General features: G+C 68.0%; 20 protein-coding genes. 13 read left to right on the top strand and 7 right to left on the bottom strand.

All coding sequences use genetic code 11. The features are described 5' to 3' along the window. Window positions 1-71: 71 nt before the first annotated feature. The 3 genes from C1A38_RS18880 (at window position 72) to C1A38_RS18870 (ending at window position 2,971) form a co-directional block, all read left to right on the top strand. Window positions 72-752 (top strand): TetR/AcrR family transcriptional regulator, encoded by a 681-nt coding sequence (locus C1A38_RS18880; RefSeq protein WP_043722857.1) that lies wholly within the window; start codon window positions 72-74, stop codon window positions 750-752. A 285-nt stretch (window positions 753-1,037) separates the two neighbouring features. Further along, entirely contained in the window at window positions 1,038-1,337 is a 300-nt protein-coding gene (locus tag C1A38_RS18875; RefSeq protein ID WP_102659126.1) for a hypothetical protein, read from the top strand. Beyond that, window positions 1,337-2,971, top strand: coding sequence for an amidase (locus C1A38_RS18870; RefSeq protein WP_102659125.1), 1,635 nt, complete (start codon window positions 1,337-1,339; stop codon window positions 2,969-2,971). Before C1A38_RS18875 ends, C1A38_RS18870 begins: the two co-directional genes overlap by 1 nt. Before the next feature lie 556 nt (window positions 2,972-3,527). Here C1A38_RS18870 and C1A38_RS18865 read toward each other — a convergent pair. Beyond that, on the bottom strand, window positions 3,528-4,454 hold the full coding sequence (locus C1A38_RS18865; RefSeq protein ID WP_102659095.1) for a helix-turn-helix transcriptional regulator: 927 nt from the start codon (window positions 4,452-4,454) through the stop codon (window positions 3,528-3,530). A gap of 131 nt (window positions 4,455-4,585) precedes the next feature. On the opposite strand from C1A38_RS18865, the gene C1A38_RS18860 reads away from it, so the two are divergent. The 3 genes from C1A38_RS18860 (at window position 4,586) to C1A38_RS18850 (ending at window position 6,815) form a co-directional block, all read left to right on the top strand. Then, window positions 4,586-5,491: an oxidoreductase gene (locus C1A38_RS18860; RefSeq protein WP_013731349.1), complete on the top strand. Its 906-nt coding sequence runs from the start codon at window positions 4,586-4,588 to the stop codon at window positions 5,489-5,491. Between the two features lie 344 nt (window positions 5,492-5,835). Beyond that, complete coding sequence (locus C1A38_RS18855; protein WP_353505526.1) at window positions 5,836-6,276, top strand: barstar family protein; 441 nt, start codon at window positions 5,836-5,838, stop codon at window positions 6,274-6,276. Window positions 6,277-6,455: 179 nt separating this feature from the next. Then, window positions 6,456-6,815, top strand: coding sequence for a hypothetical protein (locus C1A38_RS18850; RefSeq protein ID WP_102659093.1), 360 nt, complete (start codon window positions 6,456-6,458; stop codon window positions 6,813-6,815). A gap of 625 nt (window positions 6,816-7,440) precedes the next feature. Here C1A38_RS18850 and C1A38_RS18845 read toward each other — a convergent pair. Both C1A38_RS18845 and C1A38_RS18840 read right to left on the bottom strand, forming a co-directional pair. After that, window positions 7,441-8,238: an IS3 family transposase gene (locus C1A38_RS18845; protein ID WP_102659092.1), complete on the bottom strand. Its 798-nt coding sequence runs from the start codon at window positions 8,236-8,238 to the stop codon at window positions 7,441-7,443. Between the two features lie 289 nt (window positions 8,239-8,527). After that, the gene (locus tag C1A38_RS18840) at window positions 8,528-9,058 is read right to left on the bottom strand and encodes a winged helix-turn-helix transcriptional regulator (RefSeq protein WP_102659091.1); all 531 of its coding nucleotides are present in this window, start codon (window positions 9,056-9,058) and stop codon (window positions 8,528-8,530) included. A gap of 59 nt (window positions 9,059-9,117) precedes the next feature. Here C1A38_RS18840 and C1A38_RS18835 point away from each other — a divergent pair, with 59 nt between their 5' ends. Together C1A38_RS18835 and C1A38_RS18830 are read left to right on the top strand one after the other, a co-directional pair. Beyond that, window positions 9,118-10,671: an MFS transporter gene (locus C1A38_RS18835; protein WP_102659090.1), complete on the top strand. Its 1,554-nt coding sequence runs from the start codon at window positions 9,118-9,120 to the stop codon at window positions 10,669-10,671. A gap of 929 nt (window positions 10,672-11,600) precedes the next feature. Further along, the gene (locus tag C1A38_RS18830; RefSeq protein ID WP_102659089.1) at window positions 11,601-12,626 is read left to right on the top strand and encodes a DUF4331 family protein; all 1,026 of its coding nucleotides are present in this window, start codon (window positions 11,601-11,603) and stop codon (window positions 12,624-12,626) included. Between the two features lie 962 nt (window positions 12,627-13,588). On the opposite strand, the gene nicT is transcribed toward C1A38_RS18830, so the two are convergent. Together nicT and C1A38_RS18820 are read right to left on the bottom strand one after the other, a co-directional pair. Continuing rightward, on the bottom strand, window positions 13,589-14,662 hold the full coding sequence (gene nicT / locus C1A38_RS18825) for a Nickel transporter NicT (protein ID WP_102659088.1): 1,074 nt from the start codon (window positions 14,660-14,662) through the stop codon (window positions 13,589-13,591). 56 nt (window positions 14,663-14,718) lie between these two features. Continuing rightward, window positions 14,719-15,105 (bottom strand): helix-turn-helix domain-containing protein, encoded by a 387-nt coding sequence (locus tag C1A38_RS18820; protein WP_146017581.1) that lies wholly within the window; start codon window positions 15,103-15,105, stop codon window positions 14,719-14,721. Window positions 15,106-15,329: 224 nt separating this feature from the next. On the opposite strand from C1A38_RS18820, the gene C1A38_RS18815 reads away from it, so the two are divergent. The 3 genes from C1A38_RS18815 (at window position 15,330) to C1A38_RS18805 (ending at window position 17,230) form a co-directional block, all read left to right on the top strand. Continuing rightward, window positions 15,330-16,100, top strand: a complete 771-nt coding sequence (locus tag C1A38_RS18815) for a DUF5919 domain-containing protein (RefSeq protein WP_233196900.1) — start codon at window positions 15,330-15,332, stop codon at window positions 16,098-16,100. 3 nt (window positions 16,101-16,103) lie between these two features. Next, complete coding sequence (locus tag C1A38_RS18810) at window positions 16,104-16,574, top strand: NUDIX hydrolase (protein WP_102659087.1); 471 nt, start codon at window positions 16,104-16,106, stop codon at window positions 16,572-16,574. Window positions 16,575-16,663: 89 nt separating this feature from the next. Continuing rightward, window positions 16,664-17,230, top strand: coding sequence for an HD domain-containing protein (locus C1A38_RS18805; protein WP_233196899.1), 567 nt, complete (start codon window positions 16,664-16,666; stop codon window positions 17,228-17,230). Window positions 17,231-17,347: 117 nt separating this feature from the next. Here the strand turns inward: C1A38_RS18805 and C1A38_RS18800 are convergent, their stop codons facing one another. Together C1A38_RS18800 and C1A38_RS18795 are read right to left on the bottom strand one after the other, a co-directional pair. Further along, window positions 17,348-18,232: a phosphotransferase family protein gene (locus C1A38_RS18800; protein ID WP_102659085.1), complete on the bottom strand. Its 885-nt coding sequence runs from the start codon at window positions 18,230-18,232 to the stop codon at window positions 17,348-17,350. Between the two features lie 7 nt (window positions 18,233-18,239). Beyond that, window positions 18,240-19,604 carry an NsdA family TPR-like regulatory protein gene (locus tag C1A38_RS18795; RefSeq protein WP_102659084.1) on the bottom strand — a complete coding sequence of 455 codons (1,365 nt, stop codon included), beginning with the start codon at window positions 19,602-19,604 and terminating at the stop codon, window positions 18,240-18,242. A gap of 519 nt (window positions 19,605-20,123) precedes the next feature. On the opposite strand from C1A38_RS18795, the gene C1A38_RS18790 reads away from it, so the two are divergent. Both C1A38_RS18790 and C1A38_RS18785 read left to right on the top strand, forming a co-directional pair. Further along, window positions 20,124-21,209: a hypothetical protein gene (locus C1A38_RS18790; protein WP_199180250.1), complete on the top strand. Its 1,086-nt coding sequence runs from the start codon at window positions 20,124-20,126 to the stop codon at window positions 21,207-21,209. Between the two features lies 1 nt (window position 21,210). After that, window positions 21,211-23,184, top strand: coding sequence for a phosphoketolase family protein (locus tag C1A38_RS18785; RefSeq protein ID WP_353505525.1), 1,974 nt, complete (start codon window positions 21,211-21,213; stop codon window positions 23,182-23,184). Window positions 23,185-23,367: the final 183 nt, after the last annotated feature.

The following is a 23,367-nucleotide window of genomic DNA, read 5'->3' as shown; positions in this document are numbered from 1 at the left end:
GGGAGCCCGGCGCCGAGCGTAGGCTAATAAGTGGACGACATCGTCCGGTTGGCCGGAGGTGAGAAACAGTGGTGGAGGAATCCTCTCGGATCGCGGGTCCGGCCAGCCTGCGGGCCGACGCCCGGCGCAACCAGGAGCGCATCCTCGTCTCCGCCCGCGCGGTCTTCGCCGAGCACGGGATCGACGCGCCCATGGCGACCGTGGCCCGCCGGGCCGGGGTCGGCGTAGCGACGCTGTACCGGCGTTTTCCGACCCGGGATGCCCTGGTGCGGGCCGCGTTCGCGCAGCAGATGGAGACCTGTGCCCGAGCGCTCACCGAGGCGCTGGCCGACCCCGACCCCTGGCGGGGCTTCCAGCGCCTGGTCGAGACCGCCTGCGAGCTTCAGCGGGAGGAGCAGGGGTTTTCGGCCGCGTTCGTCGCGGCGTTCCCGGACAGCAGGGTGGAACACGCGCAGGCCCGAGAACAGGCCGAGCGGGACCTCCTGACCCTGGTCCGCAGAGCCCAGGCAGCGGGCGCGTTACGGGCCGACTTCCACCCTTCTGACCTCGCCGTGGCCCTGTTGGCCCACTGCGGTCTGGTCACCGCGCTGCCGCGTGACAGCGCCGCCTCCCGCCGCCTGGTGGCGTACCTGCTCCAGTCGTTCCGCGCTGAGGCGGCTCACGGGGCCCTACCTCCACCGAGCACTCTGTCGCTGCGCAGTCTCCCGCTCGCGGCGGACAACGCCCCGAGACAGCGGCCCTTCAGAACCTGACGCAAAGCGGCGCCCGCCGCACGGCACGCCCTTCGGACGGCGACAGTCCACCACCGACACTGATACCCACGCCGTCAACATCCGTGCGCAGAATGTGGCGAGGCAGCATCGCCGTGACTCGCTGCCTGGGCACTCCAGGACCGATCGGTCCTGGTGATGCCGGTCTGTCGGCAGGCTCAATGATCTCTCAATTTCTGTCGCGGGGTCCTATCCCCACACCGGAGTCGGCCTAGGTTCGGCTCACTTCGCCGGAAAGCGGTGACCCGCCTGCCCGAGAGGAGCACCATGGCCCCCACTCCGCCAACCGATGCTGAACTGAACGTCCTGATCCGGGCACGGCTGGCCGCCCTCGGCATAGATCTCGACCAGCTCTCGCCTGGCACCACCCCCGATCCCGAGACCGGCTCCCCCGGCCGGGACTCGGTACTCGCCTCGCTCCGCTCGTTCGTGCGGGGCACCGTCGCCGGGCTCGCCGCCTACCAGTTGCCCGCCGCCGGCAACACCGATCCCCGGCTCGCGGCGGCGTTGTCACAGCAACGTGTGCCGATCCTGTACCCGGCGACCAGCACGGAATGGCGGAAGTGATGACTGTCGAACCCCTCGACCGTTCGGTCGATCGTCGGGCCTTCCTGGCCCGCGCTGCCGCGCTGGCTGTCGTCTCCACCGCTGGCGCGACTGTCGCCGTCCCCTCGGTGGCGGTGGCCAGCGGGCCGTCGGCCACCCGGCGTCCGGTGAAGAACGGAGCGCTGGACCAGCCCAACGCCTATGTCCAGCCTCGCCCGGAGGCGATCGCTGATCCGACCGAGCTGACCATCGCCGAGGCGGCCTGGCTCATCCGGGCCAACAAGCTCACTCCCGAGCGTCTGGTCGAGGCGTACCTGGCGCGCATCTCCGCGTACGACGGCGTCTATCGGGCCTTCAACCTGGTCCTCGCCGACGCGGCCATCGCGGCGGCACGCGCCGCGGCCCGTGGGCCTCGACGCGGGGCGCTGCACGGGATTCCCCTCGCGATCAAGGACAACTTCTACACCGAGGGGGTCCGCACCACCGCGAACTCCTTCCTGTTCCAGGACTTCGTGCCGCCGTACGACGCGACCGCCCTGGCCCGGCTCAAGGCGGGCGGCGCGATCGTCCTCGGCAAGACACAGATGGGACCGCTGGCGACCACCCGGGCCACCACGCCGGCGGGGGTGGTCACCACGGTGAACGCCTGGACGCCGACCAACCGCAACACTGACCCGGGCGGGTCGTCCACCGGCACCGCGACCGCGGTGGCGGGCCGCATGGCGACCTCCGGCATCGGCACCCAGACCGGTGGCTCCATCACCTCGCCGTCGAACGCTCAGGCCCTGACCGGGCTCAAGCCGACCATGGGCCGCGTCTCGGCGGCCGGCGTCATCCCGCTCTCCTACACCCGGGACCATCCGGGGCCGCTGGCCCGCGACGCCAAGGATGCCGCCATCATGCTGACCGCGATGGCGGGCGAGGACCCGGCCGACCCGCGTAGTCAGGGGCTGCCCGAGGTGCCCAACCTGATCGACGCGGCTACCCCGGTGTACCGGCGCAACCGGGTCAGGCTGCGCTGGAACACCAGGATCGGGGTGTTGCCCGGCTTCGCCAACGGCACCTCGGCCACCGCGCTGGCCCGCCAGGCGTATCTGGCCCAGCTCGCCGAGATCCCCGGCGCGGCGCTGGTGGACGTGCCGTTGCCGGAGGGCTGGAGCCAACTCACCGCCAGCATGTTCAACAACATCCGGTTGCCGGAGCGCAGCGAGCCGTTCATGCCCTACCTGCGTGACAACCTGCGCGGCTTCGGCGTGTCAGTGACGAGCTGGCTGCAGGGCGCGTTGCTGGGCGGCAACGAGTTCCTCACCGGTCAGCGGGCCAAGCTGTTGCTGCTGGAGCGGGTGCTCGACGAGCTGTTCGACGCCTGTGACGTCGTGGTGCAGACCGACCCGGTGCCCTTCGACATCCTCGGTCTGCCGGAGATCGCCTTCCCGATCGGGTTCACCAGCGCCGGAGTGCCGATCGGCACCATCCTCGGTGGACTGCCGTACGCCGAGGACCGGCTGCTGTCCGTGGTGGCCGCGTACCAGGCGACGACGGACTGGCATCGTCGCCGGCCCACCGACCCACCCGCCGCCGCCCGGGCACGGACCGATTCCGCGCCCGAGGAGCTGCGTCTGACGGCCGAGCAAGTCGCCGAACTCACCCAGTGACCACGGCGGAGGGCGGGAGGTTCCCGTCCTCCGCCGCTTCGCCGACGCACATGGCCGCCCGGTGACCTGATCCAACCCCGGGCGTGCCCAACCAGAGTTGGTGAGCAGAACAGCGTCGCACCCTATCGTGCGGAGAGGCCAGGTCCATCCGCTGGGCCGCTTGCCGCCGTGTGACCTGGCGCGGCTCGCGATGACACGCGCATTGTCCCGCCCGAACAGCACGAGGTCGCGCCCGTCACCGCGCCGCTCGCCGTCCGGGACGAGGTGGCTGAAGGTCTCCCGTCCACGAGCATGCAGATCCTCCATGCCATGGCCTCCCTTCGCGCGCCGGTGACCCGAGTCAGCCTTGCATCGACAGGGATGATTCTCCGGCGGTAGCCCTCGGCGGCGGGCTCCACCACGATTCCGTCGACGGGTCGACCGAACCCCGGCTACGGCTTCGGCGTGGGTCCGACCCCGAACCTGTCGCTTGACGAGCACACCGAATGCCGGGTGAGCGTTGCAGCACCCGGAGCATCAGGCTTCGTCAGCGCCGTACGAGGTATGAGCGCACCGATCATGGTGTCCCGCTGGGGGTGCGGCGGGCGGCGGTCCCGCGCGTTTGGGAGGGGTGCTTGTTGCCGAGCGCTGAGCGGGTCGCGTGCAACGATGCCAGCAGTTGCAGCCGGTCCGCGTCGGCGCTGCCCGGTTCGGCGGTGAAGACGAGCATGACGGAGCCGGGATTGCCCGGCAGGGGGTACGTGTCCCAGTCCAGGGCGATGTCGCCTACCTCAGGAACCCGGAAGGTCTTGGTGCCGCTGACCGAGTCGCGTACGTCGTGCTGAGCCCACAGCCGCCGGAACTGGTCGCTGCGGATGCTCAACTCGCCAACGATCGCGGTGGCGCGTGGGTGGGTGGGGTCGGTAGCGACGGCGGCGCGCATCATGCCGATGTAGTCCAGGGCCTGCTGCTCCCAGTCCGGGCAGCTCCGCTCGCCGGTCAGCGTGTCGTCGAACAGCAGCAGGAGCATGTTGAGCCGGTCGGTCGGGTAGGCGTCCGGGTCGCCGAGCAGCGCCTGCGCCATCGGGTTCCAGTCGAGTAGGTCGAGATGCCGGCTGAGGATGACCGCCGGGGTGTCCATGACCCGCAACAGGCGCCGGGTGCTGTCCGGGACCCGCTCCGGATCGCGGTTCACCGCTGCGGGTGCCGACCGGCGGGCGGCACGGGCCAGGGTGAACAGGTGCCGGCGTTCCTTGTCATCGAGGCTGAGCGCGCCGGCCAGCGCGTCCAGGACGTCGTCGGACGGGCGTACCTCCCGGCCCTGCTCGATCCGCTGGTAGTAGTCGGTGCTCAGCCCGGCCAGCAGGGCCAGCTCCTCGCGCCGCAGCCCGGTGACCTTGCGCCGGCCGCCCGGCTCCAGGCCGACGTCGCGGGGACGCAGCCGGCCACGCCGGGCGCGTAGGAAGTCGCCGAGTTCCCGAGCGTACGGATGAACGCTGCTCATGCCGCAAGTGTGCAGCGGCCCGGACCACCGAAGGTAGGTCCGGCAGACCTAGGCAACCGAGCACGACCGAACCCGCCCGAACCGCTCCTAACGTCGGTGGGCCAACGTACCGACACCTCCAGGAGCAGCAGATGACCGGATGGACCGCCGATCTCATCCCCGACCAGCGTGGCCGGGTAGCCGTCGTGACCGGCGCGAACTCGGGCCTCGGCCTGGTCACCGCCACCGAACTGGCCCGCCACGGCGCCCACGTCGTGCTCGCCGTTCGCAACACCACCGCCAGCGAGGAGGCCGCCCGCCGGATCGGCGGCGACGTGGAGGTGCGCGAGCTGGACCTGGCCTCCCTCTCCTCCGTGCGGGCCTTCGCGGCGAAGCTGGCCGGCGACCACCCGGCGATCGATTTGCTGGTCAACAACGCCGGCATGGTGCTGCTTGGCCCACGCCGCACCTCCCCCGACGGATTCGAGCTGCATCTCGCCACCAACATGCTGGGCCACTTCGCGCTGACCGGCCTGCTGCTCGGAAACCTGGCCGCGGCGGGGGAAGCCCGCGTGGTCAGTCTCAGCTCGATCACCCACAAGAACGCGCACCTGGACTTCGAAGACCTGATGTTCGAACGCAACTACCGGGCAGCCTCCGCCTACGGCCGGTCCAAGCTCGCCACCACGATCTTCGGCATCGAACTGGACCGCCGCCTGCGCGCCGCCGGAGCGCCGATCGTCAGCGCACTGGCCCACCCCGGTCTCACCCGCACCAACCTGACTCCGCGTGCCTGGGAGCACCGTGGCCGGTTCGGGCGGCTGATCGCGTGGGCCGGGCTGCCGATAACCCAGCCGGTGGAGCAGGGCGCGCTGCCGCAGCTGCGGGCCGCGACCGAGCCCGGTGTGCGGGGCGGCCAGTTCTTCGGCCCGTCCAGGCTCTGGGAGACGCGGGGCAGGGTCACCGAGGCCCGACTCAGCCGGGAGGCCGCCAACCCGGCTGCCGGCAGGCGGCTGTGGGCGGCAGCCGCGGAACTGACCGGCGTCAGCTACCTCTGACCTCCGACGGTCACCGGTCGGCGGCATTCCGCAGCGTCGCGAGCAGCACCGCACCTGCTCGGATGGCTGCCGGCCACGATCGCGCGTCCGCCCGTAGAAGGCACGATGAGAGACCCGGGCCCGGATCACGTCCGCCACAACCTGTCGCTCGGCACACCGGCGGCGAAAACCCCGACCACGAAGAGTCCGAATCACCACCAAACGTACGCGGGCCTGCGGGGTGGCCACCGCCGGGACCAAGTGCTGGGCGGTCTGGCACATTATGCCGTAGTTGCTGTGGAGGACGTCGATCGAGGTGGACAGGATGACGGACAAAGCGTGGCATCGCTCCACGGAAACCGCTCGTGGTCTGCTCGCGTGGTTCGCTGGTGGAGTTAGCCGCTGTGCTACCGGCGTCCGGCAGATTCGTGGTCGCCCGCCTTGACGGCACGAGGATGGTGGATGCCGACCAGGTTTCCTACGACTTCTCGGACGCCTTGCTCTTTCCCAGCTACTTCGGCTGGAACTGGAACGCACTGTCCGACTGCCTCAGAGATCTGCACCGGCTGCCGGCGGACGGCTACCTGGTGATCATCGACAACGCGCCCCAGCTGCTGCCGGACAGCTCCCACGACCGGCATACACTCTTCCGTATCCTCGCCAAGGCAGTTCACCACTGGGCCAGCCCCCTCGGGCAACCGGAGGGAAAGGTCGTCCCGTTCAAGGTCCTACTGCTGTGTGACCGGGACGAAGAAGCGGTGCATCTGCGGCAGGACGTCATCCGAGCAATGCAGAAGATGCGCTGAAATCCAAACGGCTTGCAGGCCCGGAAGGCGACCGAGTTGCCGGGCGCCAACCGTCGAACTACGGCGCCCTGAGTGCGCCGCAGCCGGCCGACGGACCGGACGCGGACGCGACCCGGACGGCGATGCACGATCGGCGGCCGGGCTCGGCCAGAGAACGTGGGCCCGGCATACTGGCCTCCATGCGCCAAGCGTTCGTGCACGAGGCGGTCCTCGTGCTGGAGCCGGATGGCGACATCCGGGCGCCGGGAGCGGCCATAACCGTCGGGCTCTGCGGTCACTGGGACCATCAACCGCCATGCCCGCTGGCGGCACACCACACCCAGACCGAGCGGGTCGGCGACCTGGTCCACCTCCGGACACTGTTCGCCGCCGAGCCGGACGCCGAGGACCTGGTACGCCAGCGCATCAACGACACCCTGTCCCGCGGAGAGTTGCTAGGCCCGGACGAGACGGTCACCCGTTGGCGGCTTCGGTCCAGCGGGCCCAGCGAGGTGACCCCCGAAGAGGCAGACCATGCCGAACGCCTGACACACACCTGACCGATATCCGTCTGGCCTGAGACACCTCAAGGCCAGCCCAAATCCGATCGGGCAGCAGCAGGTTAGAAGCCGCCCGCGCCAGGCGCTGGGCTGGTGCGGTACCGGCGACCGGCTATCCGGCAAGACCGTGTTTCGAGCTTCACTTGACGAGCGTCACGCAGGGTGATGCCCGGTCGGGGCACGGCCGATCAGTTCGGATGCCTAGGGGGTGGCGGACCTAAGCATCGATCTCGTAGCGGTACCAACGCCGGCGATCGCCGTCGACCTGAAGCCACAGCATCTCGTCACGGCCGACCTTTCCACGCGCCCAACCTGACGGTCGCCGGCCGTCTGGCAGCAGCAGCTGCTCGCGTTCCTTTTCGACCACGACCCTGCTGTCTCGGCGGGCTCGACGAATGTCCCAGCGGTACCGTCCACCCTCCCGGTGCTGGTCGAGGAAGGCGACATCGGCGCCGGAGACGGCCAGGCCGGAGCAGCTTCTGGGCTTGACCAGTTTCGACGGACAGGGTCGATAAGTTGATCTTTAGGCTACCTTGAGAGCAGGTAGCAGGCTGATGGTGGTGCCGCCTTCATAAGCGGCGGGGCTGAGGTAGCCGAGGCTGGAGTGCCGGCGACGGGTGTTGTATCAGCCTTCGATGTACTCGAATGTTGCCTGCTGGGCGGCTTTGTGGGTGGGCCAGGCCTGCCGGTGGATCAGTTCCGTTTTCAGGGTTGAGAAGAACGATTCGGCGACGGCGTTGTCCCAGCACTGCCCGCGCCGGCCCACGCTCAGGCGTACGCCGTGCCGCTTGGCGAGGCGGGCGTGCTGGGCGCTGGTGTATTGACAGCCGCGGTCGGAGTGAAAGACGAGACCGTCGGCGGGTCGGCGCCGTTGCAGGGCGTCGGACAGAGCGGCGTCGACCAGGTCGGTCTTGAGGTGGTCGGCCACCGCCCAGCCCACGACGCGGCGGGAGGCCAGGTCGATGACGGTGGCCAGGTAGAGCCAGCCCTCCCATGTGTTGATGTAGGTGATGTCGCCGCACCAGCGGGTGTCTACCGCGGTCGCATCGACGGTGAAGTCCCGCTCTACGAGGTCCGGCCGCTGCCAGGCGTTCGGATCGGCGATGGTGGTGGTCTTCCAGCGGCGTGGGCTCCTGCCGCGTACGCCGGCCTCACGCATCCGGCGGGCGATGCGTTTGCGGCCGTGCCGCCGTCCGACGGCGGCCAGTTCGGCGTGGATGCGGGGAGCGCCGTAGGTGCCGTTCGAGGCCGCGTGCACGGCAATGATCTGCTCGGTGAGCTGCGCGTCGACGCGGGCGCGGGTGGACTGCTCGCCGCGGGCGTGCTGGTAGTAGGCGGACCGGGAGACCTTCAACAGCTCACACGCGCGCTTGACGTTGTGCTTGCCGGCCTGCTCCGCCTCGATGAACGGATACACGTTCACCGGGTCTCCCTCGCGAAGAAAGCCGTGGCCCGCTTGAGGATGTCGACGCCCTGCTGCAGGTCTCTCGCCGACGCGGCCGGGCGGATCACCTGGGACGTGTCCGTGTCACTTGCCACCGCTCAACGACCGGTGCTGAGCGCCCTCGCCGCACTGGCCGCAGTCTGCCTCGGGTTCGTCGCGATCGAGCTGACCCGCCGAGACCCGGCTTCACAAGCACTTCATTGAAGGGATGCGCGTGGTTGGTGGCCGGACCGCGGGCATCCCTAGCTGGCCTTGAGAGCCGGTCCACTTATGGGAGGTCGGTGCCGTTTCCGTCCGTCACCAGCCGAGCCGCGGTGTCGGGTAGTGCCACCTCGTGCCCCTCTGCGCACTTCACGACGACGCCGAGCGGGCTCCCGCAGCCGGCGTGCACGAGTTCGACGCCGCCGTCGCGGCCGAGCCGCTCACCCCATTGCATCAGGGCTACCAGCACGGGGAAGAGTTCTCGGCCCAGCTCGGTGAGGACGTACTCGTACCTGGTCCGCTTGCCCGGCTCCTGGTAAGGCCGTCGCTGCAGCATACCGTCGGCGACCAGTTGCTTGAGCCGCTTGGCGGCCACCGCCTCGGTCAGGCCGGTACGCCGGGCCAGTTCGTCGAAGCGCCGGCCACCGTAGTAGATCTCGCGCATCAGGATCATCGCCGACCGGGTGCCGATCAGCTCCAGAGCGTGCTCGATGCGGCACCAGCCCTCCGCCTGCCACGCGTCGCGATCGGCGAAGCGGCCGGTCAGGGCGATGACGGCGTCGGTGTCGGGCCCGGCCGGCCCGGCGGGCTGTGTCATGGCTACCACACCCCCTCTGGCTAGACGTTTGCATAGCCAGGGGTGCTACCGTTCTGGCTATGGTTTCCACTAGCCAGCCTAACACCGCGGCAGCGCCCAACCCGGCGCCCACGACCGAGGCACGGCGACGATGGCTCGCCCTCATCGTCGTCTGCCTGGGCGTGATGATGACCTTCGTCAACGTGTCGTCGACGATCTCGGCACTGCCCCCGATACAGGACGACCTGCACATGTCCGCCAGCACGCTGGTCTGGGTGAGCAGCGCCTTCAGCCTTGCCGTGGTGAGCCTGGTCCTCTCCGCCGGCACGCTGAGCGACCTGCTCGGGCGGCGGCGGGTCTTCTGCTACGGCGTCGCTCTCTTCACGCTCGGCAGCGCGCTCGCCGTCGCCGCCCCGAACGCGGGTCTGCTCATCGCGGCCCAGGCCGTGATGGGCTTCGGCGCGGCGGCTGTGTTGCCGTCAAGCCTGTCGATCGTGAGTCACGCCTTCACCGACCACCACGAGCGGGCCGGCGCCATCAGCGTCTGGGCCAGCTGCGCCGGCCTCGGGCTGGCGATCGGGCCGCTGACGGCAGGCGCGCTCCTGGGCCAGGCCCCCTGGCACACGGTCTACCTCACCAACCTCGTCCTCGGGGCGCTCGCCCTCGTGCTCGCCCCGCTGTTCGTGGCGGAGAGCAAGCACCCGACCCGACGACTCGATCCCGCCGGCGTGCTGCTGGGCACCATCGCGATCGCCTCGGCGACCTACGCCATCATCCAGGGCGGCGCCAGCGGCTACGGCCGCCCTACGATCATCGTGGCTTACGTGGTCTTCGCCGTCTCGCTGGTGGCCTTCGTCCGGCTCGAACTCCGCCACCACGACCCCATGCTGGACCTGCGGCTGTTCAAGAGCGCCTCGTTCGCGACCGTGATGGCCATCAGCGCCGCCACCATGTTCGGCTTCGTTGGCATCTCGCTGCTCACGGTCCTCTACCTGGAACGGATCGCCCACGCGAGCGCCCTGGAGGCCGGGGTGAAGATGCTCCCCATGTTCGTCCCCTACGTCGCGGTCAGCGCACTCGCCGGACGCCTGGCCCGCCGCGTCGGCATCGCTCCCGTGCTCGCCGCGGGGCTCGTCCTCATGGGCGCCGGGGCCCTCGCGCTGGTGACGGTCGGCCCGTTCAGTGGGTACGGGTCGATGTGGCCGGGACTGGTCGCCGCCGGCGTCGGTTCGGCGCTGCTGGTGGCGCCGTCGACCGCCGCCGCCGTCAACAGCGTGCCACCGCTACAGGCCGGCATGGCCGCCGGCTCGGTCAACATGTTCCGCCAGCTGGGCAGCGTGCTCGGTCCGAGCATCCTCGGCACCCTGGCGACGACCCGCTTCCCGAAGTACCTGCACGAGCAGCTCGTGACGGCCGGAGTTCCGTCCGACACGGCCGAAACGGTCGTCGCGGGAGCCGCACATGGCGGCAGCACGGGTCAACTCCCGGCCCCGCTGGCACACACACTCTCCCTGGCCGCGCCGCGAGCCTTCACCGACGCCCTTCACCTCGGCTGGCTCGTCGGCGGCGTCGTCCTGCTCGTCATGGTGGTCCCGACGGTGCTGTTCGTCCGGCGCCCCGCGGCAACTTCCTGAGTCGCTGAATGCCTGCACGGGGCCGGCCCGGTGGGAATCGGGCCGGCCCCGTGTGGTGGGGCGCGTGTGGGTTACGGCGCGAGAACGCCGTCGAGGATGCCGACCGCGTCGGTGCCCGGGGTGACGACGAGCTTGCGGGTGAGGGTGTACGAGCCACCCGCCGGCACGTCGACGTTGAACCGGCTCATCACCCAGTTACCCGCGGCGTAGACGTCGAAGGCGCTGGCGGGCGTGCCTGTGGGTCGGTCCCGGTCATGCCGATGTACCGCGTGGTCGGGGCGTACGCCGCCGTCGCGCCCGGCGTCACGATGCCGGCACCCGGGATGACACTGGCCTAGCCGGCCGCGTCGTGGTCCATCGCGTCACCGGTCCACACGCTGCGTGGAGCCGAGCCGGAGTTGCTCAGTTCCGTCGAGACCCGTCTGACGAGCGTTTCGCGGCACATGATACCCATCGATGCGCACTTCCCAACCCTGGGCACTGACCGCACCGGTGCCAGAGACGATATCAACCACCGAAGCGTGGATCGGCCTGACTGCCTCGACGAGCCGACGAGCGACCTCGTTATGCCGGGCATCTGTCCCGAGCTGCGGGGAGGCAGCTCTACCACAGTGTCAACGGTGTCAGCGGCCCGGAAACTTGCCCGATTCGCCATGGCCGATGCTGGCGCGCTCGTCGGTCCGCATGCAAGTCGCGGTTAGATGACTGACAACGGAGTCGTCCACGTTGTTGCTCCACCGGTGTCGGGAGTTGCCCGGCCACAAGCCGCGCGATGGTGCCTGCGGAGAGCATCTGCCCCGGTTGGAAGATCAACAAGCCGAATCCACCCATGGGTGACAGCTGGTTGAAATACCGCGAAACGACCGTTTGCCGCTGGTCCTTGGATTAGCTTCGGCCTGTCTTGCCGCCGCAGTTCTCAGGAGCCGACGATGTCGCATCACCTTGACACTCCGCACGCCGCCCAGACCGGCCAGCTCTACCTTGACGACCTGTATGTCTTCCCCGGCGAGCGGGGGACTGTGCTGGTGATGAATGTGAACAGCTCGGTCACGAACGTCGACCTCCAGCCGGGCTTCCATCACGAGGGCCGGTACGAGTTCAAGCTCCTCATCAACGGATCGACGAAGGAGGAATTGACCTATCGGGTCACCTTTGGCGAGTTCGACGGCCAGGGGCAGGATCTGACCGTCGCCGTCCTGACTGGCGCGGAAGCGCGTGACGACGCCGCAACGGGCCTAGTGGTGGCCCAGGGTCGCACGGGCGAGGAAGTGGCGGCCGGGCAGCGTCTGCGGGTGTGGGCTGGGCGGATCACCGACCCGTTCTACGTCGACCTGGATCTGCTCGCCACCGTCAACGGCGCGGTCGCCAAGGGTACGAAGCTGGACCGGTCGACGTGGAAGCCGGAGCAGGCGAAGAACAGTTTCGCCAACACCACCGTCGATACGATCGTCCTGGAGATTATCGAGGAATCGGCCTTCTCTGACGGTACGACCATCGGTGTGTGGGCTGTTACCAAGCTTGCCACCGATGCCGGTGGCTGGCGGCAGATCAACCGGGCCGGCCACCCGATGATGTGGCCTATCTTCTGGCCCCACGACACCGACTTCTCGAACCCGGCGAACACTCGTCACCCGAGCGACGACTTGAAGCAGGACGGCGCCGAGATCGCTAAGGCAGTCGCCGGCGCCGTAGCTGCTGGCGGCACATCCAAAGACCCGCAGGCGTACGGCTGGAGCGTGGCGAAGTGGGTTTACCCGGACGTGCTGTCCTACGAGGTGGGCACGCCGGCGAACTACGGCTTCGCGAAGGTCAACGGGCGGACGATGGCGGACAACGTCGCTGAGGTGATGATGTCGCTCGTGGTCAACACGGGCATCAACTCCGGGCTTACCCCGGACACAACGAAGGACGCCCGCTCCGACTCCTTCCCGTACGTGGTCCCGATCGCCCGGTGACCCCCGGCCCGCTCCAGCGGGCTTGGGTGGCGCCGGCGCTGCCGAACGTCCAACGGTGGAGGGGCTTCCCGGCTGTGGCTGAGCCGCCGGGCGCTGCCACTGAGTAGTTGCGGCAGACGACGGTCGGCGGCAGTTTGTGGCAGCGGGCCAGCCGCGGGTACTTCCGGGGCGGCCCGCGTTCGCCTGTGTAAAGCAACGCCGGGGGCAAGTTGGGCGGTGATCGGAGGAGTCGACTTCGAGCACGCCGTCCTGGGTGTCAGTGCCGGGTGTATCGCAACGTACCCCCGCAGGTTCGCCGATTGCGCTGGTGGCCTTCGACGGGGTGCTCGCTACGTCCGAGTCGCGTGGGGCGTGTTGATCCTTCGGGTCCGCCTGATGGTCTCGTCCGCGACCCGCTCCTTTAGCTGTTCGAGAGTCGGGCCTCGCCTCGGCGGCGGTCGGTTTGGGTGAGCCGGGGAACGGGTGCCGATTGCCGGGTCGCCGTTGGCCGGGTTGGCGACCCGGCCTGGGCGGGTGCGGGAGACGGAGCGGGGCCCCTCGTCGGCGGAACGTTGAGCGCCGGCGCCGACCTGCGGGTGTCCGAGGTCGGGACTTGAGATGTTCTGCTCGGTGTCCGTCAATCAGGTCGACAATCGGGCTGGGGCTTCGGTTGGTGGCTGAGGCGCTGCACCCGGCTGGCGAGGCGGCGTTGCGTCGACAGAGCCGCTGCTGCGGGTCGCCGCGTGCGAGACGATGACCAGCGCGACTGGTGGGGTGCGTAGCGGCTGCGGTTCCGACGGGGGCAGCTGCCCTACCTGGGCATTTGACAGCCGGCGCTCCTGGCCTGGCATGTGAGGTTGACACGCTGTCTGAGGTGAACGGGGGAGTTGGGCGGCGTTTGCGGTCAGCGCAGCCCGCGGACGGGTTGGACGGTCCCGTCCACCCGCCATCGCGCTCGCAGGCACCGTATGACCATCAGAGGGTCAGCTGTTGTTGTCCGTGAGAGTGCCCGATTGCGGGGACCACTTCTGCTCGATGCGCCCGTACCGCCAGACCAGCATGGCCACCGCCCAGGTGATCACGAAGAGGCCGACGACGCCGAACCCGAGGGTGTTGAAGTCGAGGTTCGCGTTCCAGGACCAGAACCCGCCCGAGAGGCCGAGCTGTCCGGACAGCACCGACAGCAGCTCAGCGGTGCCGATGAGCACCGCGACGAGCACGGACAGCCCGGTGACGGTCAGGTTGTAGTAGACCTTGCGGGCCGGGTTCGAGAAGGCCCAGCCGTAGGCGAAGTTCATGAACGATCCGTCGATGGTGTCCAGCAGGGACATCCCGGCCGCGAACAGGACTGGCAGGCAGAGCAGGGCGTACCAGGGCAGCCCCGCGACGGTGGCGGTGCCGGCGAGCACGAGTAGGGCGACCTCCGTCGCGGTGTCGAAGCCCAGCCCGAACAGGATTCCCAGGGGGTACATGTGCCAGGGTTTGGTGATGGATCTGGTGAACTGGCCGAACACCCGGTTCATGAGACCCCGGTTCGTGAGGTTTTGCTCCAGGCCGGCCTCGTCGTAGGGGCCCGAGCGCATCGCACGGAACGCCTTGATGATTCCGACCAGGATCACGGCGTTCAGGATGGCGATGAGGTAGAGGAAGGCACCGGAGATCGACGTTCCGATCAGTGAGGTGTAGTGGTGGAGCGCGGAGTCGTTCTGCTGGACGGGCCCGATGAATTTCCTCAGGCCGAGCGACAACAGCAGCGCCAGTCCGAAGACCACGCTGGAGTGGCCGAGCGAGAAGAAGAATCCGACGGACAGGGGTCGTTGCCCCTCGTGCATGAGCTTTCGCGTCGTGTTGTCGATGGCGGAGATGTGGTCGGCGTCGAAGGCGTGCCGCATGCCGAGCGTGTAGGCGGTGAATCCCACACCGAGGCCGAGCGTCTGGGTGCCGACGATGTAGTGCTGGGGTGCGACCAGCAATGCCAAGGTGCCCCAGCCGAGCAGGTGCAGGCCGATCACCACGGCGGCCATTCCGCCGACGCGGCCCCACTCCGCCCTGCTCATCGGCCGTCGGGCGGGTCTGGTTGCTGGCCGCCCGTGCGTGCGGAGCAGCGTGGTCGTCATGGTCTTCCTCCGGCCTGGGGTGAGTACCGGTCCTTGCGGGACCGGATCTTCGTCGTGAACATGGCGCAGCAATTCATTTCGGCGATCCGTTCGAGCACGTCATAGGAGGTGACTCGTTGGCGCCCCTGAATGACCGCTCGAACCTGGTTCTCCGTGGTTCCGGTGGCTGCGGCGATCGCCGCCTGGCTCCATCCCCGCGATTTGAGGAAGCGGAACAGAGACCCGATGTCACGCTGACGCAGCAGTTCGGCAAGTGACCGGCCCCCGAGGTGCCCGTCGATCCACCAGCTCGGATCGGTCTGGCCGTTGGCCTGCCACTCCGGATACCTCGTGGTCTGTCCCCTAACCGCAGCGGTCGTGGTGGTGCCGGTGTTCAGGGCCATCGCGGTCAAGGCGTCCTCCCCCGAACGTGCTGTGATGCCAACGCGAGAGCTGCTGCGAGTCAGCCTCTGCGATGACAGATGTGCGGCTTACTTGCGTCCAACCGCGCCCCCGCCATCCGATCGCTGATCGTGGGGATCCGGCCACCGCCGGTCAGGGACTTTCGCGGACGTCTCGAAGGGGGTATAAACGCCCCTATGCGTCCCTCGTCAGCTCTCGGCCTCTGATGCCGAACGAGCGTCTGCGGGGAGCCGTGTCAGCAAGAGAGCTGACTACTCAGCGCTGCGCAGAGCTGCTCGGGGTCGATCCGAAGACCGTGGAGCGCTGGATCACCCGCGATCGCGTTCCGCACCGCGCTCACCGCGTTGCTGCTGCAGACCTGCTGGGTGTAGACGAGACATATCTGTGGCCGTCGGTGGTGGACGATCTCAGGACGGTGTCCGCAGGGCGTGCCGAGATGGTCGAGTTCTATCCGTCCAGGTCGGCGGTGCCGCTAGAGCTGTGGAGGTCGCTGATCCAGCAGGCGCGGGAGTCGGTCGACATCCTCGTCTTCGCCGGGTTGTTTCTGCCCGAGCTTCACGACATCACCCAACTCGGTGAGCGAGCCCGCCAAGGTTGCCGAATACGGGTCCTGCTGGCCGACCCGAACGGTGTCGCAGTGCGTCGCCGGGGAGACGAAGAGGGCTTCGGGGTTGGGCTGGCCCACCGGGTGCTGCTGAGCCTGCGTTACTACGAGCCCATCCTGGCCATCCCTGGCGTGGAGGTCCGGCTGCACGACACGACGTTGTACGCGTCCATCTTCCGGGTGGACGAAACCATGCTGGTCAACACCCACGTGTATGGATCTACCGCCGCTCACAACCCGGTGTTACACCTACGGCGCGTGCCTGGCGGCCGAGTCGTTGACCACTACCTCACCAGCTTTGACCGGGTTTGGAGCCATGCGAAGCGCACCTCGGACATCAACGCGGTGATCGCCGCGTTCGACGGGAGATGACGGATGCCACGCCGCGACTTCTTCAACGACCCTGACGCCCCCAAGGCCAACAGCGTGGTGCCGTCGGTGGTCGCGGCGGTTCGTAACGAGCACGGCGAGTTGTTGATGATCCACCGCACCGACAACAACCTGTGGGCTCTTCCTGGCGGCGGACACGACATCGGTGAGTCGATCTCCGACACGGTAGTGCGGGAGGTGCGCGAGGAGACGGGCGTCGAGGTGGAGGTCACGGGCCTGGTCGGCACGTACACCAATCCCCACCATGTAATGGCCTACGACGACGGTGAGGTGCGCCAGCAATTCTCGCTGTGCTTCACCGCCAGACCCGTCGGTGGGAATCTGAGGACCTCCAGCGAGTCGCGTCACGTTCGCTGGGTAAATCCCACCGAACTCGACCAGTTGGACATCCATCCCTCAATGCGACTGCGTATCGACCACGCTCTCGACGGTCGGACCGCGCCGTACATCGGCTGACGTCGGAGGGCGTTTCCCGGCCCGGGGACGTCCCAAGCGTCTCGCCGAGCTGGTAGGGCGGCGGCCCGCTGTGCGGCTACGTTCGGAGGGTGTCTGACCTAACGGCCACCGCCAAGGATCTTGCTGCTCGTCTGCTCGACTTCCCACAAATGGCCCAGCGTTGGGCCCACGTCCAGGGTGTCGGCCAGCGGGCCACGGAACTGACGAGCACGGTGGTGCCGGCCGATCGTGACCTGCTGGTGGCAGCCGCCTGGCTACACGACGTTGGTTATGCGCCTGACCTTGTGGACACCGGCCTACACTCCCTCGACGGCGCCCGATACCTGAGACGTAACGGCTACCCGCTGCGGCTAGTCGGGCTGGTCGCCCATCACACCTGCGCCCGCATCGAAGCGGCTGAGCGCGGCCTGGCGGACCAACTCGCGGTTTTTCCGCTCGAAGAGGGACCCCTGATGGACGCGCTCGTCACTGCAGACCTCACGGTCGGACCGCGGGGACAACGTCTCGAGCTCGCCGAGCGCATCGAGGAAATCCTCCACCGGTATCCTCCGCAGAGCCCCGTTCATCGGGCGATCCAGCGAGCAGAGCCACTTCTCAAGGCGCATGTCCGCCGAACACTGGGTCGGCTCGACGCCGACGAGCAACCCCCTCCGTGACATTCGACGTCAGGCTGGTTGGCCCGGCCCCATGGTCTGTATCGCCGACGACTGAAGGCGGAACGGCTGTCCCAGCGGAGGGCTCTGACTGCCCGACCGTCAAGCCGGCCCGGGAGGTTAGAGGATGCGCCACTGGACGATGTCCTGGTCGCCCCGTCTGAGGGCGATGATGCGGCGGAGCACCTCGGCCTCTGCATCAGTGCCGGGACGGGACTTGCGGGCGTTGGTGGCGATCATCTGTAGTTCGCGGAGTTGGCACAACTCCTCGAAGCCGCGCCACGAGGTGACATCCCAGCCGTATGTAGCGGTGAAGTCAGAGAAGGCGGCAGGGCCCGGTGGGGTAAACCGGCGACAGTGCACGGCGACGGTGGCCAGGTCCCATTCCCGCGGACCGACGGCGGCGCCGTCCCAGTCGGCAAGTACTGGCGTGCCGTCGAAGCGGCGTAGTGCGTTGCGCGTCTGGGGATCGGACTGGATCAGGCTCGCGCCCCGAGGGAAGCTCATCTCGCGCCAGCGTGACGCGAGTGGCTCGAGACGCTTCAGCAGCAGGTCACGGTCCCTCGCGGTGAGGATGGACGACCTTTGCACTGACCGCCGGATGCTGTCCACCGGCTCCAAGGTCGGCAGGCTCACCGGAGGAGCCGGCAGGGCGTGCAACCGCCGGAGCAGAGTACCCAACTCGGCCATAGTGACCGGAGCGTCGTTCGCCGGATCGAGCCGCTGCCAGACAGTCACAGCATGCTCGCCCACCAGCAGGGGCTGTGGCAGGCGCGAGCTGAGGCCAACAGTCGGGAACCCCTGACCGACCAGCCACCGCACGACGGCCACCACGGCGCTCATGCGCTCCACGCCGAATTCCGCCGGGGCGATCTTGACCACCACGTCGCCGACCGCATATACCGCGTTCGTGTGATGCCGGATCAGGACAGCGTCGGCGTCGGATAACTCCAGGCGACGACACACCTCGGCGAGCGCCGGACGTGTTCGCGCTTCGACGAACATGGGGCCCCTAGGGATCGATCGCGGCAGTTCCGGCAGCAAGCGTACGGGCGCGCTCCCGGCAGGCTCGCACATAGTCCGTCAACTCGGTGGTCTCGCTGCCGCGATGTCTCGCCGGAATCGCCGACACCACGTCGCTGGCCCTCGTCAGGACGATCTCCGTGCGCTGTGTCTCGGGCAGGGTGGCGACGGCGTCGAGCGCCGACGCTGCGGCCTCTGCCGCTCGTCGGTCACGCACCAGGCACATCGATCGGTCGAGCGCGAGGAGAGCAGGATCAATCGGCACCGAAGGCGACGGCCCGTAGAGGCGCAGTGCCTCGTCCTGCACCCGGTAGGCCTCGCTCGTGTCGCCCAGCCAGGTACTCGCTCCGGAGAGGTAGAACAACATGCGCTTCACCGGAAAGCGGAAGGCGGTGTCACTGTCATCATCGCCGACCTGCTCGAACAACTGCCGGGCCTGGACGATCGCCTGCCGCGCTTGCTCGGCCGATCCGAGCCGGGCCAGCGCCCGGGCGCGTCCCGCCGCAGCAAGCGCCGCTGAGGACGACGGCGTCGCGGTGACCGCCAGCGCTGCCTCCGCCAGGACGACCGTGTGCCTGGGGTCACCGAAGTAGTAGGGCAGCATCGCCGCTTGGGCGCGGACCAGCACTCGTAGCCGGCTGTCCGAGCTGTCATCTGCCGCGTGGATCGCCGTCCGATACCACAGGCGTGCCTCGTCGACGTCCCCAAGCCGCATGAGCGCGTCGGCACACATGGTCGCCAGCAGAGCCGCCGTGCCGGAGAGCCGTGCCTGAACCGCCGCCGGCTGTCTGCGCCGGGACAGAATTTGCACCTCGACACACTCGGCGGCCAGCCGCGACAGCATCACCCCAGGCGGGGCTGCCGGATAGATCCGCATGTGCTCGCCGGCCGCTTCCTCAATTAGATCAAGTTGTCGCGGAGTGACGGTCGATGAGGCGAGCGCCTCGTCCAGCCCGGTACGAAGCCGGGCGAGCGCGTTGATCGCTTCATCGGGCGGGCCACCTGCTGGTCGCCCGACTGGTGGGAAGTCCGCTGAACCTTCCACCTCCCCGTCAATCGAGGGCCTCGCACCCGTCCCGTCCTGGCCCAAGCCCATCCAGACTCGGGGAACACCTAGTCCGACCGCGATGCGTTCGAGGACGTCGTAGGCCGTTACCTGACGCTTGCCCTTGGTGATCTCGGCGGCTCGATTCGCGGACACGCCGACCAACGCGGCGATGGTGCCGTAGGAGACCCCACGGGCATGCAGGAATCGGAAAGTGGCGGCGACGTCACGGCGCTCCAGGAAGTCGCGGATCGGTCGACCCTCCCAGACACCCGACGTCCACCAAGACGGATCGACCTGGACGCCCACGACAACCTCCCGTCGAACTGAACGATTCTGATCGATATGCCATCACTTTATGTCGCTGGCGACAAGTCGGTCCGGCGCCCTACCGAAAGCGCCGGTGCCTCAAATGATCCTTGCCGCAGCGGCGACCGCTACCCCCCATCGTGGCCCCCCACCATGGGGGTCGACAGCGAGCCATGTTTTCGAGAGACTTGAGCGGCTCTCGTCGATGGACATGGGGCGGCATGGCGAGACGTGCTGCATCAGGATGATGTCGAGTCAGTTCTCAGAACTGTCAGGCTTAATTCCGCGGGTCGCCCAGCTCAACTGCGCGAGGGGCCGTCGGCGTAAGGCAACGGCTACCGCGACCGCGCAGGCTCGCCGACCGCCTCCGGCACCCACGTCGGCGTAAAACTGCCGATCCTTAGAGATCGACGCAAGCAAGGGGGTTTGGTTGTCAGGCTGGCCTCGTGGGAGACCCGCGGAGTTCCGCCGACCCACGATGCATGCGGGACTTGGTCCACGATTCGAAGGCAGGTTCGGATGCCTATAGCGACGCCCAACACCAAGCTGGAGATGGATGAGATAGCCAGGCTGGCCGCTCGTTATGAGGTACCAGTCGAGGATGCTGTACTGATCGCGCTGAACCTATACGGAATCTCGTCGGATAACTGTCAGCACCGAGCTCGAGTGGGCGTAACAATTGCCTCGGTGGCGAGGGTTTCATGGAAGGTGATCGTGCCGCTGAACGCGGCAGGGTCGCCGTTCCGTCTTGTGGATCACGATCTGCATTTGGGACAGCAGTGTATTGGTACGGTCCAGCGGATCGATGCCGACGAGGCGGTTGGAGGCTACTTCCGCGATGGCGGCAGGGCCGCGACGTTGAACCCGAACGCCCGGAGCCGCTGTGTGGGCTGCGCGTTCTGCCCGAACACGCTGGAAGCCGCCGCTGACCCACGTTTCTCGGAGGAGCGGGAGCTCACCGAACTGCTGGCGGCAATGGTCGAGCAGCACCCGCGCCGGAACTTGAGCGAACTCCGCGAGGTGACTGTCTCGACCGGGTGCTTCGAGCGGGAAGACGCCGCCGTTGCTCATCTGGTAGGCCTGCGGGCCGCGCTCGATTCACAGGGTATCGGCGCCCGGATCGGCTTCCTGACGTCGGTCATCCAGTCCGACGTCGCCTTCGCCGATCTTGCTGCTCGCGTCGCGCCGTTCGTGCTGCGGTTGACGGCCGAGTGCTTCACCCGGCGTGACCTGCTGTTGAAGGCGAGCAAGGCACAGCTCCGGCGGGTCGACATGCCCGACCTACTTCGTCGGGCCCGCCAGGCGGGACTCGGCACCTCGTTTACCTACATCGTGGGCCTCGATCCACTCACCGAAATGCGAGCCGGTGTGGCCGCACTCGGCGAACACGTGACCGAGTTCCCCAACTTCCAGGTGTACCAGGCCCACAACTCGATCATGGCGGGTTTGCGGACGCCGGGCGCCGAACAGTTGGAGTTCTATCTGCAAGCCAGGGCATCGATCGAACAGATTCTGGGTGGGCGTGGGTTGCGGCCGCAGGCGTGGGAGTGCTACCGGCCGTTGTGGTACTTCACCTTTGCTGGCGAACGACTGGTGAGAGTCTGAAGTGTCGGTGGATTTCGCCCATCTTGCGGATGCCCTTTGGCGGGCGCTCACGTACCTGTCGGTTGCACAGCTTCACCTTCGGTCGAACGTGCTCGCTGTCGACTGCCTTGACGAGTCCGACGTTAAGCCGCGCCCGGCAGGTCATTGGGGCACAGTGCCCGGCACGGCTTGGGTGCTAGCGCATGCCGGCCTCACCGCAGGCTGCGGCGTCGGTGTGCAGTTAGTTCCAATTCTGGGAGCCGGCCATGCTGGTGTCGTCCAGCGTGCATTGGCCTGGATGACTGGCGACATCGCCAAAATGGATCCACGGTACGGGCGCGACGCTGATGGGCTGGCGGCGCTGGCTGCGGCGTTCCCGGACGGAGACGCGCTCGGCTCGGAGGTTCATCCCGAGTTGCCGGCCGGTGCGTATATGGGCGGGTGGCTCGGAGGCGCGTTCGCCTTCGCCCAGGGCCTGGCGCTGGACCACCCGAACCGTGTCGTCGTGCCGATCATCGGTGACGGTGAATGCGAGACACCGACCGCAGCGGCGTCCTGGCTGGCACACCGCGCGCTATCCGGCAGCAGGGTGCTACCGGTCGTCCATCTCAACGGCCATCGAATGGGCGGCCCGTCGCTGCTGGGTGGCATGAGCGACGAGGAGGTGAGCGCTTACGCACGCGGTCTGGGCTGGGAGCCGGTCGTCGTAGAAGTTGGGACAGGCGCCGGTTTGGTCGAGCATGCCGAGTTTCACCGGGTCCTCGTGGCCGGCGTCGAGGCAACCGCAAATGGGGCACAGCGTGTGGTATTCCTACGCTGCGTGAAGGGCTGGTCCGGCCCCATTGGGGAGCACAAAACACCGCTCACAAACCTCACTGGCGATCCCTGTCAGCTGGCGGCGCTGCGTGCCTGGCTGTCGTCCTACCGGCCCAGCGAACTGTTCGACGCCGACGCTCGTCCCCTTGGTGCGCTCGCGTCCGCGCTGGATCTCATTGACGTTGGCAGCGTGGTACCGGACACCCCGCCGTTGCCTCCGTCACCAGCGGCAGCGGGCAGGGGTTTCGCAACGGAGGTAACCGCGGTTCTGCGGGCGCACGCCGCAACCGGCCACCTCAAGGTCTTCAGCCCGGACGAACTGCGGTCGAACCGGCTCGGCGACCTGCAGGGCGAAGCTTGGACGCATGAGGTGCTTGCTGAGGAAGTGCTCCTCGGCTGGGCTGCCGGGTGGACGGCGGCAGGCCATCGCGGCCTGATTGTCTCGTACGAGGCATTCGCTTCGCTGTTGCTGACCGGATTGGTCGGGCAGCTCAAGCAACGGCGGCTCATCAAGCATGCCTTGCCGAGCATCAACCTGCTGTTGACCTCGTATGGCTGGCACAACGTGTACAGCCACGGAGACCCTTCCCTGATCACGGCGCTGTTAGCGACGGGCGACCCGGCCGTACGCGTTTTCACACCCGCCGACTCAGGCCGGGTCGCTGTCGCACTCGATGAGGCGTTACGGTCAACGGGGCGCGTCAACGTCATCGTCGCTGGCAAGCACGCCACCATGACCCACCCCCGGGAGACGATCGATGAAGAGCGTCACTGCGGCCTGGCGGTCTGGCACCACCTGAGCGACCAGGGCGAGCCAGACCTGACGCTCGTGTGCGCCGGCGATCTGGCTGCGGCGGTGGTCACCGATGCCGTTGCGGGGATCCGCAGCTGCTCTGGTTTTCGGATCCGGGTGGTCAACGTCCACGACCTGGCGGCGCTTGCAGACCCGGACCTGCATCACTACCTCGGAAGTCACGCCGCCGTCCTCATCGTGACGCTAGGGCACGCGGCCGCGATCTGGGGGCTGCTCGGGGGTCGGCTGAACCGCGACGTTGACGTAATCGGCTGGGCCGAGCCGTCGATCCCGATGCCACAGGAGAGGCTGGCGGCGCACGCCGGGTTCGATGTCGCCGGCGTTACCTCGGCGTCCGAGGCCCTACTAGCCAAACGGAAGCGCTGATGGTAGCCAGGATTCGGGCTGTCCGCGTCGTCACGACCGAAGCCGGGTTGGGCGAGGATGCCACGTTCGTTGCCCTTCACACGGCCGGGGCGATCGGCTGGTACGGGCCGGTGGCGGCGGAGATTGGATGTCAAGCCCCGGGTTTGATGGACAGTTGGTTAGCTGGTTTTCAGGGGTGCGGTG

This window comes from Verrucosispora sp. ts21, from assembly GCF_002879555.1.
In the GTDB taxonomy this organism is placed as follows: domain Bacteria; phylum Actinomycetota; class Actinomycetes; order Mycobacteriales; family Micromonosporaceae; genus Micromonospora; species Micromonospora gifhornensis.
Note: the sequence above shows the minus strand (reverse complement) of the source record. Positions and strands in the feature narration are given on the sequence as shown.

What these genes read in the sequence shown, in the direction of transcription:
- C1A38_RS18875 (WP_102659126.1), top strand. Translation starts at nt 1,038, where the DNA reads ATGGCCCCCACTCCGCCAACCGATGCTGAACTGAACGTCCTGATCCGG.
- C1A38_RS18870 (WP_102659125.1), top strand. Translation starts at nt 1,337, where the DNA reads ATGACTGTCGAACCCCTCGACCGTTCGGTCGATCGTCGGGCCTTCCTG.
- C1A38_RS18865 (WP_102659095.1), bottom strand. Translation starts at nt 4,454, where the DNA reads ATGAGCAGCGTTCATCCGTACGCTCGGGAACTCGGCGACTTCCTACGC.
- C1A38_RS18860 (WP_013731349.1), top strand. Translation starts at nt 4,586, where the DNA reads ATGACCGGATGGACCGCCGATCTCATCCCCGACCAGCGTGGCCGGGTA.
- C1A38_RS18850 (WP_102659093.1), top strand. Translation starts at nt 6,456, where the DNA reads ATGCGCCAAGCGTTCGTGCACGAGGCGGTCCTCGTGCTGGAGCCGGAT.
- C1A38_RS18840 (WP_102659091.1), bottom strand. Translation starts at nt 9,058, where the DNA reads ATGACACAGCCCGCCGGGCCGGCCGGGCCCGACACCGACGCCGTCATC.
- C1A38_RS18835 (WP_102659090.1), top strand. Translation starts at nt 9,118, where the DNA reads ATGGTTTCCACTAGCCAGCCTAACACCGCGGCAGCGCCCAACCCGGCG.
- C1A38_RS18830 (WP_102659089.1), top strand. Translation starts at nt 11,601, where the DNA reads ATGTCGCATCACCTTGACACTCCGCACGCCGCCCAGACCGGCCAGCTC.
- nicT (WP_102659088.1), bottom strand. Translation starts at nt 14,662, where the DNA reads ATGAGCAGGGCGGAGTGGGGCCGCGTCGGCGGAATGGCCGCCGTGGTG.
- C1A38_RS18820 (WP_146017581.1), bottom strand. Translation starts at nt 15,105, where the DNA reads ATGGCCCTGAACACCGGCACCACCACGACCGCTGCGGTTAGGGGACAG.
- C1A38_RS18815 (WP_233196900.1), top strand. Translation starts at nt 15,330, where the DNA reads ATGCCGAACGAGCGTCTGCGGGGAGCCGTGTCAGCAAGAGAGCTGACT.
- C1A38_RS18810 (WP_102659087.1), top strand. Translation starts at nt 16,104, where the DNA reads ATGCCACGCCGCGACTTCTTCAACGACCCTGACGCCCCCAAGGCCAAC.
- C1A38_RS18800 (WP_102659085.1), bottom strand. Translation starts at nt 18,232, where the DNA reads ATGTTCGTCGAAGCGCGAACACGTCCGGCGCTCGCCGAGGTGTGTCGT.
- C1A38_RS18790 (WP_199180250.1), top strand. Translation starts at nt 20,124, where the DNA reads ATGCCTATAGCGACGCCCAACACCAAGCTGGAGATGGATGAGATAGCC.